This is a genomic window from Leisingera sp. (assembly GCF_034669605.1).
Classification (GTDB): Bacteria; Pseudomonadota; Alphaproteobacteria; order Rhodobacterales; family Rhodobacteraceae; genus Leisingera.
Window position 1 is genome coordinate 1 of record NZ_JAXMOX010000134.1, and the last position, 12,898, is coordinate 12,898.

The following is a 12,898-nucleotide window of genomic DNA, read 5'->3' on the forward strand; positions in this document are numbered from 1 at the left end:
TCTATCGGCACAGGCCTCAGCGGCGACAGACTGCTGGACGCCGAGGGCTGTTACGTGATGCCCGGCGGCATCGACCCGCATGTGCATCTGGAAATGCCCTTCATGGGCACCCATTCGGCGGATGATTTTGAATCCGGCACCCGTGCCGGTCTCGCGGGCGGCACCACCATGGTGGTGGACTTCTGCCTGCCCAGCCCCGGCCAGTCGATGCTGGAGGTGCTGGAGGCTTGGCACGCCAAGTCCAAACGCGCCTGCGCCGACTATTCTTTCCACATGGCGGTGACCTGGTGGAGCGAGCAGGTCTTCAACGAGATGCAGCAGGTGGTGGATCTCGGCATCAACTCTTTCAAGCATTTCATGGCCTACAAGGGCGCCCTGATGGTGGAGGATGACGAGCTGTTCGACTCGTTCCGCCGCTGTGCCGCCCTTGGCGCGCTGCCGATGGTGCATGCGGAAAACGGCGACGTGGTTGCCACCATGCAGCAGAAACTGCTGGCCGACGGCATCCGCGGTCCCGAAGGCCACGGCCTGTCGCGCCCGCCCGAGGTCGAAGGCGAGGCCACCAACCGCGCCATCATGATCGCCGATATGGCGGGGGTGCCGCTGTATGTGGTGCATACCTCCTGCGAACAGGCGCATGAGGCGATCCGCCGGGCGCGCCAGAAGGGCATGCGCGTCTTTGGCGAGCCGCTGATCCAGCATCTGGTGCTGGACGACAGCGAATACCGCAACCCCAACTGGGACCACGCCGCGCAGCGGGTGATGTCGCCGCCGTTCCGCGACAAATCCCACCAGGACAGCCTCTGGGCCGGCCTTCAGGCGGGATCCTTGCAGGTGGTCGCCACCGACCACTGCGCTTTCTCGGTGGAGCAGAAACGCTTTGGCATCGATGATTTTACCAAGATCCCCAACGGCACCGGCGGTCTGGAAGACCGGATGCCTGTGCTGTGGAGCGAGGGCGTTAACACCGGCCGGTTGACGCCAAACGAATTTGTCGCCGTCACCTCCACCAACATCGCCAAGATCCTCAACATCTACCCGCAGAAGGGCGCGATTGTTGAGGGCTCCGACGCCGATCTGGTGGTCTGGGATCCGATGAAATCCAAGGTGATCTCGGCCGGAACCCAGCAGTCGGTGGTCGACTACAACGTCTTTACGGGCCGCGAAGTGACCGGCCTGCCGCGCTACACCCTCAGCCGCGGCGAAGTGGCGGTGGAGGATGGCACCGTCTGCGCCACCCCCGGGCATGGGCGTTTTGTCGAACGCGCGCCTTTCCCAGAGGTGAACAAGGCGCTGTCGAAATGGAAGGAGCTTACCGCACCTCGTCAGGTGCAGCGCTCGGCGGAGAACATGCCCGCTTGCGTCTGACGGAACTCCCCGGCTTCGGCCGGGGTGTTTTTTCATCTGCGGTGTTTGGGAGGACAGGCATCGCAGTTCGCCAAATAAACAGGGAGGAAACTGATAATGGCTGATATAACAAGCGGGTATACCGCACAGGGCGCCGCGGCGCCACAGCAGATAGACCTGAGCGGGATTGATCCCGAATTATACAACGAAGACCAGCTGCCGACCACGGCAGAGCAACGCACCTGGGATTGGCTGGCGATCTCGGCGCTGTGGGTGGGCATGGTGGTCTGTATCCCGACCTATCTGCTGGCCTCTTACCTGATCGGCTCCGGCATGAGCTGGGATCAGGCGGTGATGACCATTCTGGCCGCCAATGCCATCGTGCTGATCCCGATGGTGCTGGTGGGCCATGCCGGCACCAAATACGGCATCCCCTTCCCGGTGCTCTTGCGCTCGTCCTTTGGCCCCACCGGCGCCAAAATCCCGGCGGTGGCCCGCGGCATCGTCGCCTGCGGCTGGTTCGGCATTCAGACCTGGGTCGGCGGCGCGGCGATCTTCGTGATCCTGAACACGCTGACCGGCGGTGCGCTGGCGGGTGAGCCGCTGGCCATTCTCGGCATCAGCGCGGGTGAGTTCATCTGCTTCCTCGCCTTCTGGGGCCTGCATCTTTACTTCATCAAAAACGGCACGGAATCGATCCGCTGGCTGGAAACCTATGCGGCACCCTTCCTGCTGGCGATTGGTCTGGCGCTCTTGGGCTGGGCCTATGTCAACGCCGGCGGCTTTGGCGAAATGCTCTCGACCCCCAGCGCCTTTGATCCCGGCCAGCCCAAGGAAGGCCAGTTCTGGATGGTGTTCTGGCCCAGTCTGACCGGCATGATCGGTTACTGGGCGACGCTGGCGTTGAACATCCCCGACTTCACCCGCCACGCCCGCAGCCAGAAGGATCAGCTTCTGGGCCAGATGGTCGGCCTGCCGATCCCGATGGCGCTGTTTGCCTTCATCGCCTCAGCCGTGACCTCGGCCACCGTGGTGATCTTTGGCGAGGCGATCTGGGACCCGATCCAGCTGTCCGAGAAGATGGGCGGCCTGTCGGTGGTGATCGCGCTGTTTGCGCTGATCGTGGCGACACTGACCACCAACCTGGCGGCCAATGTGGTGGCCCCGGCGCACGGCTTTGCCAATCTCGCGCCCAGCAAGATCAACCTCAAGCGCGGCGGCTACATCACCGCGGGCATTGGCGTCGCCATGTTCCCCTGGATCCTGGTGAACCACATCGTCGGCCTGCTGATCGCCTTTTCTGCGCTTCTGGGTCCGATCGCGGGCGTGATGCTGGCGGACTACTACCTGCTGCGCAAGACCAAGCTGGAAGTGGCCGAATTGTTCAAGCTGAACGGCATCTATTCCGGCAAGAACGGCACCAACTGGGCCGGCATTCTGGCGCTGGTGCTCGGAATCCTGCCAAACCTGCCGGGCTTCCTCGCCGGTGTCGGCGTCACCGCGGGCACCTCGGACTTCTTCGCCACAGTCTATACCTACGCATGGTTTGTGGGCCTGTTTGTGGCTGGAGCGGCCTATCTGCTGCTGACAAAAGTGCTGAACAAGTGAGTGCAGACCGGGGCGGCTCTTCTGCCCCGGTTTTCATCCGTAATCAGGGGGAACAGTCTTGCCCAAAGCCATTTGGATTGCCCGCGTCACTGTAACCAGGGCCGTGCAATCCGGCGGCGGCAGCGCGGTGACACCGCCAGCGCCGTGCCGAGAGCAAAACGAATGGTATGAAACTGCTCGGCCAACACTATGTACAGCGCCTTGAACTGCAGGCTCACTCAGGAACGTTGACGGCTGGAAGAGGACGTGCCTGCAGTTTGAAACTTCTTGACAGATTTTATGAAAGTATAATTATTGGGGTAAAATTGAACAGCTGAGAGCTTTGTATGCCCAACCATCACGAAGGCGGCGTCGTCTGCGACGCCATCGACATAGATCAGGTGGAGAGTTCGCGCCTCGATCCGGGGCTGGGCGAGGATATCCGCGATCTGCGTAAGTCGAAGGGGCTGACGCTTGGAAAGCTCGCGGAACTCACCGGCCTGTCGACCGGCTTCATCAGCCAGATCGAGCGCGGCCAAAACCGGCCCTCTGTCACCGCGCTTTTCAAGATAAGCCGGGCACTGGGCGTATCGGTCAGCTGGTTCTTCAATGCCTCCTCCAGCGGGGACCGGAAGTCGGCAATCGTGCGGTCAGGCGATCGCAGGTCCATCGCGTACAGCGACGGTATCAAGGATGAACTTCTTACCCCGGCCCTGGGTGGCGGATTAGAGCTGCTCTCCTGTGTCTTCGCACCCGGCAGCGGTGTCGGGACCGTCTATGCCCATCAGGGCGAAGAGGCCGGGGTTGTGATCAGCGGCACGCTTGATCTCTGGGTGGGGGACACCCGGTACCGGCTCAATGCCGGCGACAGCTTTGGCTTCGACAGCGCCACGCCGCACCGTTACCGCAATCCATCCAATGAGAAAACCGTCGTCATTTGGGCGATTGCCCCATCCGGATTTTAAGCACAGTGCATTTGCAAGGAACCAGCATGAGCCAGTCCCGTTTCCCCGCACTCTTCTCGCCGATTACGATTGGCAATCTGACCTTCCGCAATCGTATCGTTTCGACAGGGCACGAAACCCATCTCAGTGAACATGGCAAGATAGGCGACGCCCTGATTGCCTATCACGAAGCACGCGCCAAGGGCGGCGCCGGGCTTATCGTGACCGAGGTTGCGCTTGTTCATCCAAGCGCGGTTTTCGTTGCCGATCCGATCCGCGTGGATACCGATGAGTGCATCCCCGGCTATACCCGGCTGGCCGAGGCCATTCACCGGCACGATACCGGTTTGATCGCGCAGCTGTTTCACCCGGGCCGGGAAATGCTGGCCTCGGAAGACGGTACTGCGCCGGTCTCCTACAGCGCATCGGCCGTTCCGAACGAGCGGTTCCACGTCATGCCCCGCCCGATGCCCCTCGAAATGATCGCGGAGGTGATTGCATCCTATGGCGATGCGGCGCGCAGGATGCAGGCTGCAGGCCTCGATGGTGTGGAGATCGTCGGCTCGCACGGATACCTGCCGGCCCAGTTTCTGAACCCTCATGTCAACAAACGCGACGATCATTACGGTGGCGGCACGCTGGCCGGCCGGACACGGTTCATCCGTGAAATTATCGAGGATATCCGGCGCAAAACCGGCCCCGGTTTTGCCGTCGGGCTGCGGCTTTCGGGCGACGAGATGAGCCACGACGGGGCCGATCAGCCGGGGATGCTCGACGCATGCGCACTCATCTCGGCAGACAATGCGCCCGATTATTTCAGCGTTGTCGCGGGATCTTCGGCGACGCTTGCAGGGTCTGTTCATATCGCACCGCCCATGTATCAGGAGGCCGGTTATACGGCACCGCTGGGGCAGGGCATACGGGAACGCACCGGCATCACGACCATTGTCACGGGGCGGATCAACCAGCCCCAGGAGGCGGAGAGGATCATCAGGTCTGGTCAGGCGGATATGTGCGGCATGACACGGGCGATGATCTGCGATCCGCTGATCGCCAGCAAAGCCGAGGCGGGGCGCACCGACGATATCCGCGCCTGCATCGGCTGCAACCAGGCCTGTATCGGCCATTTTCACGCGGGCTATCCGATTTCCTGCATCCAGAACCCGGTGAGCGGCCGCGAGCTGCGTTTGGGGGAAGCGCCCGTTATTTCAGGCAGGCGCCGTGTGATGGTTATTGGAGGCGGCCCCGCCGGCATGAAGGCTGCAGCGGCAGCCGCGGAGCGGGGCCATGCTGTCACGCTGTTTGAACGCGACACCCAGCTGGGAGGGCAGGCGCGGCTTGCTCAGCTGCTTCCGCATCGCGCGGAATTCGGCGGGATCATCACCAATCTGACGCGCGAACTGGACCTCGCCGGAGTTGATGTGCGCAAGGGAGTGGCCGTGGATGCGGACATAATCCGGGATCACCGGCCGGACGCGATCATCCTTGCTGCAGGTGCGACACCCCGCTGGCCTGACTTCGAAGGGCGCGACGACATGCATGTTGTCGACGCCTGGCAGGTATTGCGGGGTGAAGCCAAGATCGGCAAGTCCGTCGTGGTTGCGGATTGGCGCGCCGATTGGATCGGTATCGGGGTGGCCGAACGTCTGGCGCAGAATGGCCATTCGGTCCGGCTTGCCGTCAACGGCTATATGCCCGGCCAGACCATTCAGATGTATGTCCGCGATGCCGGCATCGGACGTTTGCACAGCCTCGGAGTCGAAACACTGCCCTATATGCGCCTTTTTGGAGCCGACGAAGACAGCGTCTATCTACAGCATATCATGAACGATGAGCCGGTGATTTGCGAAGGGGTCGAAACGCTGGTCCTGTGTCAGGGTCACACCCCTGACAATGCAATCGAGGGCATTGTGCGGGACCTGGGCATCGAGCTCCACCTCGCGGGCGATTGCATTGCACCGCGGACAGCCGAAGAGGCGGTGCTGGAAGGTCTTCACGCAGGCCGTGCCGTTTAACAAAATCTGCAAGTGGGCAGGCCGTGCTGCGCTGCCGGGGCCTGCGCAATGCACGTGCCTTCGCCAACTGGGAGGACCGCCCGGCCGTTCCCGCGGCGCTGCATGGCACTGGAAATTGCCGCGGCCATCTGCGGCACTCACCGCCTGTTGACTGCGGTCCAGCCGGGTCCGATGATCAACGTCATGCCATTTCCCGGGCACGATCCGCCGTTTGTCACTTTCGGATAGGAATTTGTCCCGTATGCACATGGATCGGTTGCCAGACAACGTGTAGCTGGCGTGAAGGAACTTAAATTCGGAGCAACGAAATGACCTATCAGGCGCCGGTTCGCGATATCATGTTCAACATCGAGCATCTGTCTGACTGGCCCGGGGTCTCATCGCTGGCGGCGTATTCCGGGGTTGAAACCGGCGATGTCCAGGCCGCGCTGGAAGGGTTCGGGCGCTTCTGTTCGGAGGTTATTGCCCCGCTTTCTGCCCCGGGCGACGCAACCGGCGCCCGGTTCGACGGTGAAAAGGTGGTGATGCCCGAGCCATATCTGCAGGCTTATGCGCAATACGCCGGGATGGGCTGGCAAAGCCTGCCGCACCCGGAGGAGTTCGGCGGGATGGGGCTGCCGCGGGCTGCCGGAGCCGCCGCAACGGAGATTTTGAACGCAGCGGATATGAGCTTCGGCCTGTGCCCGCTGTTGACCGACGGGGCGGTTGAGGCGCTGCTGCTTACCGGGTCCGGCGCGCAGAAACAGCGATACCTCGAGCCGATGATTTCCGGCCGATGGTCCGGCACTATGAACCTGACGGAACCTCAGGCCGGCAGCGATCTGGGGCGGGTGCGATGTAAGGCGGAACCCGGTGCGGATGGTGCCTATTCGATCAGCGGAACAAAGATCTTCATCACCTATGGCGCGCACAGCCTGACCGAAAACATCGTCCATCTGGTCCTGGCAAGAACCCCTGGCGCCCCGGCTGGCCCAAAGGGGCTGAGCCTGTTCATCGTGCCCAAATTCCTGGTCCAGGAAGACGGATCGCTTGGCCGCCGCAACACCGTTCAATGTGTCAGCATTGAGCACAAGCTGGGCGTCAGGGCGAGCCCGACCGCGGTTCTGGAATTCCAAGGCGCCACCGGCTTTCTGGTGGGGGAGGAGAACCGGGGCCTTGAATATATGTTCGTGATGATGCGGGCTGCGCGGTTTTCAGTCGGCGTGCAGGGGGTTGCCGTATCCGAACGCGCGTATCAGCACGCCTTGCGCTACGCCCAGGAGCGGGTGCAGAGCCGCCCGGTTGATGGCAGCTCCAAAGAGGCCGTGCCGATCCTTCAGCACCCGGATGTGCGGCGGTTGCTGCTGCGGATGCGGGCTTTGGTCGAAGGCGGGCGGGCTTTGGCGATGGCCACCGCAGGATGGCTTGATCTGGCCCAGCACGCCGAGGCCGGAACGGCCCGCGAGGCGGCGGAGATGGCCGAATTCCTCGTTCCGCTGGTCAAGGGGTGCTGCACGGAACGGTCCGTGGAGGTCGCCTCAATGGGCCTGCAGGTTCACGGCGGCATGGGTTTCATTGAGGAAACCGGGGTGGCGCAGTTTTACCGGGATGCCAGGATCCTGCCGATCTACGAAGGCACGACGGCGATCCAGGCCAATGATCTGCTGGGCCGCAAAGTGCTGCGGGACGGCGGCAAGACCGCCCGCCGCTTTGCCGGAATGGTCTCAGCGGCTGAGGCGGAGCTGCGCAAGGGCAGCGCAAAGGCACAGCTGGTTGCGGACCGGCTGCGGCAGGCGCGCCGCGCCTTTGAGGCCAGCCTTGCCTGGCTTCTGAAGACCGCGCCCGACCATCCGAATGCGGCATATGCCGGCAGTGTTCCCTTTCTGATGCTGGCAGGCAATCTTGCCGCGGGCTGGCAGCTGGGCAGGTCTGTCCTGGCTGCCGAAGCCAAGCTGGAACAGGGTGAAGATACAGCCTTCATGACGCAGAAAATCGCCACCGCAGTGTTTTACGCGCAGCATGTTCTTGTGGAATGCGGAACGGAAAGCGCCCGGGTCATCGACGGCAGCGAAAGCCTGTTCGATGCAGGGTTTGAAAACTGAACAACGGAAATTCATGGCACGGATCGGTGCCGGACAATAAGGAAAAGGTCGGAACAATGCTGCAAGAAGCCAGTTCGCACTCCTACGAAAAGCTCGCCCTTGAACAAAGGGACAATGGCGTCTGCATTGTTACGCTCAACCGGCCGTCCAAGCGCAATGCGCTGGATACCGCCACGATCGAAGAGCTGATCCGCTTTTTCAGCGCTGCGCGCGGCAATGGCGTCAAGGCCGTGGTGCTGGCAGGCGCAGGCGACCATTTCTGCGCCGGCCTTGATCTGGTGGAGCATTGGAAGGAAGACCGCAGCCCGGATGACTTCATGCATGTCTGCCTGCGCTGGCACGAAGCCTTCAACAAGATGGAGTACGGCGGGGTCCCGATCATCGCCGCGCTTCAGGGGGCCGTTGTCGGCGGCGGGCTGGAACTGGCCAGCGCAGCCCATGTCCGGGTGATGGATCAGACCACTTATTTCGCGCTTCCCGAAGGCCAGCGCGGCATCTTCACCGGCGGCGGCGCCACCATCCGGGTTTCCGACATGATCGGCAAATACCGGATGATTGACATGATCCTGACAGGCCGGGTGTATCAGGGGCAGGAAGCCGTCGATCTGGGGCTGGCGCAATATATCACCGAAGGGTCCAGTTTCGAAAAGGCGGTCGAGCTTGCCGACAAGGTCGCGCAGAACCTGCCGCTGACCAATTATGCCATCTGTTCGGCGATCAGCCATTTGAACAACATGTCGGGTATGGATGCCGCCTATGCCGAGGCTGTCGTGGCCGGTGTTGTCAACACCCAGCCAGCGGCGCGCGAACGGCTGGAGGCCTTTGCCAACAAAACCGCTGCCCGTGTGCGGCCCAACAGCTAAGCCGCGCAAACCAGCCGTCAGGCCGTGGCTTGGGGCCTGGCCTGATGCTGCTGGACAGTGGCGGGCAGGGGGGAGGCAGAACCTGCGTTTGCTGCGGGTAATTGCCACCCATTTGCGGCATTCGGCTGGAATTCCCGGACAGCGCCGAAACTTTAGGGGCAAGGCGCCCTGCGGCCGGGCAGCTTGGCTTGCTGTCTGATTCCGGGCCACATCTTGACATAACCGGATTTGTGGTTATTTTAAAGTCATGACGATATCAAGCCACAACGCCCGCGCCCTTGCGGCCCTTGGCCACGATGCCCGTTTGGCCATCTTCCGCCTGCTGGTGAAAGCAGGGGAGGACGGGTTGCGGGTCGGCGAGATCGCCGGACATCTGGGCTTGGCGCCCTCCACCCTGGCGCATCATCTGTCGGCACTGGTGGATGCCGGGCTGGTCGTGCAGGAAAAGCGCGGCCGTGAAGTGTTCAACCGGGTCGATTACCCCGTCATCCAGGGCGTGGTGAATTTCCTGACATCTGAATGCTGCACAGGTGTGACCCTGACTGTCAGAGAGGAGAGCGCATGAGGCGGAAAGCCGTCTACTTCGACTTGAAACAACTATAAATCTGGTGATATGGAAATGACAAACGTAACCAACCTTCCCCCAAGACCAGGCGCATCCGTCTGGCGGCTCTTGCAAGAGCAGCGGGTCTGGCTGGCCTCTGCCGCAATCCTGCTGCTGCTGGTCATTTTCGATCCGGCACAATCTGCAGAAAGTGCTGTCTTTGCCGGAGCTGCGCTGGCGCATACGGCCCCCTATCTTCTGTTCTCCATTGCCGTCGCGGCCTGGGCCGGCGCCACTGGCGCGGACAATCTGGTTGCAAAGGCTTTCACCGGTAAACCGCTTTTGATGATTGCGCTTGGCGCCCTGGCGGGCGGGCTGTCGCCGTTCTGCTCTTGCGGAGTGATCCCGCTCATCGCAGCACTGCTGGCTATGGGGGTGCCGTTGTCCGCCGTCATGGCCTTCTGGCTGGCGTCGCCGATCATGGATCCCTCGATGTTCTTTCTGACTGCCGGCGTTCTGGGCATTGAATTCGCGGTGGCCAAGACTGCCGCCGCGGTTGGCCTTGGCCTTTTTGGCGGCTTGGTTGTCCATTTGCTGAACCAGGGCGGCGCCTTGCAGGACGCGTTGCGCGACGGTGTCGGAAACGGCGGCTGCGGCGGGGCGAAAATGCGCGCGCCCAAGCCGGTGGTCTGGCGCTTCTGGAGCGAGGCAGAGCGCCGGGCGAAATTTGCCGGAACCGCCTGGACCACGACGCTGTTCCTGGCCAAGTGGCTGCTGCTGGCCTTCATTCTGGAAAGCCTGATGCTGGCCTGGATCCCGGCCGAGACCGTGACCTCCGCCCTGGGCGGTGAGGGGGTGCTGCCGATCATCACAGCAACGCTGGTTGGTGTCCCTGCCTATCTGAACGGCTATGCGGCGCTGCCGCTTGTCGGCGGGCTGATCGAGCAGGGCATGGCACCGGGGGCAGGCCTCGCCTTTCTGGTGGCCGGCGGTGTGACCTCGATCCCCGCGGCTATGGCCGTCTGGGCGCTGGCCCGTCCGCAGGTCTTTGCGCTGTACCTCGGCTTATCGCTCACCGGCGCCTTTTCCGCGGGGCTGCTGTTCCAGCTTTGGCACGCGGTCTGATCCGATCCGGGGCCCGGGCCCGCTCGGGTCCGGGCGGCCGGGCTGAAACCGGAGGCAGAGCGGCGGCGCGCGGGTCGGGGAATCCCGGCCGCAGCGAAACTTTTCCTTGCCGCAACGGAGGTGATGCGCTACCCGCGCCTGACCGGTCCCGAAAGGGCTAAGAGGGAATCCGCGGTGCCTGCCGGCACCAAACGGAACTGCCCCCGCAACTGTAGGCGGCGAGAGCTGTGCCATGGCGTCACTGGGCCGGAATGGTCCGGGAAGACGGCACAGTCATTGACCCGCCAGTCAGGAGACCTGCCGGTGATAACCGAAACACACCGGGCGGGGTTGTCCGGGGAGGTTGCCGGTAGGATGCGCCGCCGCTTTCCGGTGCCGCAAGCGGGGGCCAGGCCCTCAGCCTTACCGGTCAATGCCCTTTCACCCGTTCTCCGGTCCTTGACACTAGGAGATCGAAAATCATGTTTCTGCGTTCCGGTCTGATCGGCCTGTCCTTCATCCTTGCGGCACATAGTGCTGCTGCCGGTGAATCCTTTCCGCTCACAATTGAAAACTGCGGCCAGTCGGTCACTTTCGAGGCGCCGGCGGCGTCTGCGGTGACGGTTGGCCAGGCGGCGACCGAAGTGCTTTATGCGCTGGGGCTGGGCGGCAAGGTGCTGGGCACCTCGGTCTGGTTCAACGACGTCCTGCCGGAATACGCTGAGCTGAACGACAAGATCGAGCGGCTGGCCGACAATGATCCCAGCTTTGAAAGCGTGGTGGCCAAACGTCCCGGCCTGGTGGCGGCGCAGTATGAATGGCATGTCGGCCCCGAAGGCGTCGTGGCTCAGCGTGAGCAGTTCCATGATCTGGGCATTCCGACCTATGTGATGCCCGCCGATTGCGCCGGCAAGGACAACACCACCGGCGGCGACGGCACCCGCACCCGGATGTTCACCACCGGCAGCCTGTATCGGGGCATCGAGGAGCTGGCGGCAATCTTCGGCGAAGCAGATAAGGGCGCCGCGCTGGTTGCCGATTACAAGGCCCGCGAGGCCGCGGCGGTTGCCAAGGCGCAGGAGGTTGCGCTGGAAGACGCCTCCGCATTGTTCTGGTTCTCCTCGCCGGAAATGGAAAGCGATCCCTTTGTCGCCGGTCAGAAAGGCGCGCCGGGTTACATGATGCAGCAGCTTGGCCTGCGCAACGTCATCGAAACCGACGAGGAATGGCCGACCGTCGGCTGGGAAACCATCGCCAAGGCCAACCCCACGGTGATCGTCATCGCGCGCATGGACCGCCGCCGCTTTGCCGCGGACGACTACGAGAAAAAGCTGGAGTTCCTGCGCCAGGACCCGGTGGCGAGCCAGATGGATGCGGTCAGGAACAACCGCATTGTGGTGATGGACGCCCAGGGGATGGATGCCACCATCCGCGCCATTCCGGCGCTGGAAGATCTGGCTGCCGAACTCAGCGTGATCGGCAGCAACCAGTGAGCGCAGCCGCCGCAATCACATGGCAGGGCCTCAAGGGGGCCTGCCTGGCCTTGCCTGTACTGATTGCGGCGGTCCTGGCTGGCGCAATGATCGGGGAAACCCCGCTTGCGCCGGACCTGGTGCTGTCTGTTCTGGCCAACAAGCTGGCCGGTGCGGGCCTGCCTGTGGACCCGGTGGACCAGGGCATCATCTGGAGCTACCGGCTGCCGCGGGCACTGGTGGCGGGGGCCTGCGGCGCGGCGCTGGCGGTGGCGGGCGTGGTGCTGCAGGCGCTGCTGCGCAATGCGCTGGCGGATCCTTACATACTTGGCATTTCGGCCGGCGCCTCGACCGGGGCGGTGGCTGTCACCATCGCAGGGCTGGGCGGCGGCGCGCTGTCGCTGTCCTTTGGCGCCTTCAACGGGGCGCTGCTGGCGTTTGGCTTCGTGGCCATTCTGGCCCGGGCCGCCGGGGCAGGCGGCAGCCGGGCGGCGGCGGCGCAGATCGTGCTGGCAGGCATCGCCGGATCGCAGCTGTTCAACGCGCTGACCGCCTTTATCATCGCCAAATCCGCCAATGCGGATCAGGCCCGCGGCATCATGTTCTGGCTGATGGGAAATATGAGCGGGGTGCGCTGGCCGGATGTGTGGCTGGCGGTGCCGCTGGCATTGGCCGGCTGGGTCATCTGCCGGTTTCACGCGCGGGCGCTGGATGCCTTCACCTTTGGCACCGACTCCGCGGCGTCGCTGGGCATCCCGGTGCGGCGGGTGCAGGTCATTTTGATCTGTGCCACCGCGCTGACCACTGCCGTGATGGTGTCGATTGTCGGGTCCATCGGTTTTGTCGGCCTGGTCATTCCCCATGCGGCGCGGTTCCTGGTCGGGCCCGGCCACCGCAGGCTGATGCCTCCCGCAGCTCTGACCGGGGCGGTGTTCCTGATC

The 12,898-nt window shown here is 63.2% G+C and carries 10 protein-coding genes and 1 riboswitch; all 10 genes read left to right on the forward strand.

Annotated features, from left to right (window positions below; all coding sequences use genetic code 11):
• Positions 1-1,368: dihydropyrimidinase (gene hydA, locus VOI29_RS16015; protein ID WP_323780732.1), on the forward strand; the 1,368-nt coding region annotated here is incomplete at its 5' end.
• A gap of 96 nt (positions 1,369-1,464) precedes the next feature.
• Positions 1,465-2,955: an NCS1 family nucleobase:cation symporter-1 gene (locus VOI29_RS16020; RefSeq protein ID WP_323780735.1), complete on the forward strand. Its 1,491-nt coding sequence runs from the start codon at positions 1,465-1,467 to the stop codon at positions 2,953-2,955.
• Positions 2,956-3,281: 326 nt separating this feature from the next.
• Entirely contained in the window at positions 3,282-3,899 is a 618-nt protein-coding gene (locus tag VOI29_RS16025; RefSeq protein WP_323780738.1) for a cupin domain-containing protein, read from the forward strand.
• Between the two features lie 26 nt (positions 3,900-3,925).
• Entirely contained in the window at positions 3,926-5,893 is a 1,968-nt protein-coding gene (locus VOI29_RS16030; RefSeq protein ID WP_323780741.1) for an FAD-dependent oxidoreductase, read from the forward strand.
• Positions 5,894-6,201: 308 nt separating this feature from the next.
• Positions 6,202-7,974, forward strand: coding sequence for an acyl-CoA dehydrogenase (locus VOI29_RS16035; RefSeq protein WP_323780744.1), 1,773 nt, complete (start codon positions 6,202-6,204; stop codon positions 7,972-7,974).
• 56 nt (positions 7,975-8,030) lie between these two features.
• Positions 8,031-8,837, forward strand: a complete 807-nt coding sequence (dmdD, locus tag VOI29_RS16040) for a methylthioacryloyl-CoA hydratase (RefSeq protein WP_323780756.1) — start codon at positions 8,031-8,033, stop codon at positions 8,835-8,837.
• 247 nt (positions 8,838-9,084) lie between these two features.
• Entirely contained in the window at positions 9,085-9,402 is a 318-nt protein-coding gene (locus tag VOI29_RS16045) for a metalloregulator ArsR/SmtB family transcription factor (RefSeq protein WP_323780747.1), read from the forward strand.
• Between the two features lie 48 nt (positions 9,403-9,450).
• The gene (locus tag VOI29_RS16050) at positions 9,451-10,506 is read left to right on the forward strand and encodes a permease (RefSeq protein WP_416361546.1); all 1,056 of its coding nucleotides are present in this window, start codon (positions 9,451-9,453) and stop codon (positions 10,504-10,506) included.
• A 126-nt stretch (positions 10,507-10,632) separates the two neighbouring features.
• A riboswitch (cobalamin riboswitch) is annotated at positions 10,633-10,826 on the forward strand.
• Between the two features lie 141 nt (positions 10,827-10,967).
• Positions 10,968-11,978 carry an ABC transporter substrate-binding protein gene (locus tag VOI29_RS16055; protein WP_323780750.1) on the forward strand — a complete coding sequence of 337 codons (1,011 nt, stop codon included), beginning with the start codon at positions 10,968-10,970 and terminating at the stop codon, positions 11,976-11,978.
• Positions 11,975-12,898 (forward strand): iron ABC transporter permease (locus tag VOI29_RS16060; RefSeq protein WP_323780753.1); only part of this gene is annotated, 924 nt, incomplete at its 3' end. The genes VOI29_RS16055 and VOI29_RS16060, both read left to right, overlap by 4 nt.

Excerpts from the sequence above, each read along its gene's own strand:
- VOI29_RS16030 (WP_323780741.1), top strand. The coding sequence starts at position 3,926 with ATGAGCCAGTCCCGTTTCCCCGCACTCTTCTCGCCGATTACGATTGGC.
- dmdD (WP_323780756.1), top strand. The coding sequence starts at position 8,031 with ATGCTGCAAGAAGCCAGTTCGCACTCCTACGAAAAGCTCGCCCTTGAA.
- VOI29_RS16055 (WP_323780750.1), top strand. The coding sequence starts at position 10,968 with ATGTTTCTGCGTTCCGGTCTGATCGGCCTGTCCTTCATCCTTGCGGCA.
- VOI29_RS16050 (WP_416361546.1), top strand. The coding sequence starts at position 9,451 with ATGGAAATGACAAACGTAACCAACCTTCCCCCAAGACCAGGCGCATCC.
- VOI29_RS16035 (WP_323780744.1), top strand. The coding sequence starts at position 6,202 with ATGACCTATCAGGCGCCGGTTCGCGATATCATGTTCAACATCGAGCAT.
- VOI29_RS16020 (WP_323780735.1), top strand. The coding sequence starts at position 1,465 with ATGGCTGATATAACAAGCGGGTATACCGCACAGGGCGCCGCGGCGCCA.
- VOI29_RS16025 (WP_323780738.1), top strand. The coding sequence starts at position 3,282 with ATGCCCAACCATCACGAAGGCGGCGTCGTCTGCGACGCCATCGACATA.
- VOI29_RS16045 (WP_323780747.1), top strand. The coding sequence starts at position 9,085 with ATGACGATATCAAGCCACAACGCCCGCGCCCTTGCGGCCCTTGGCCAC.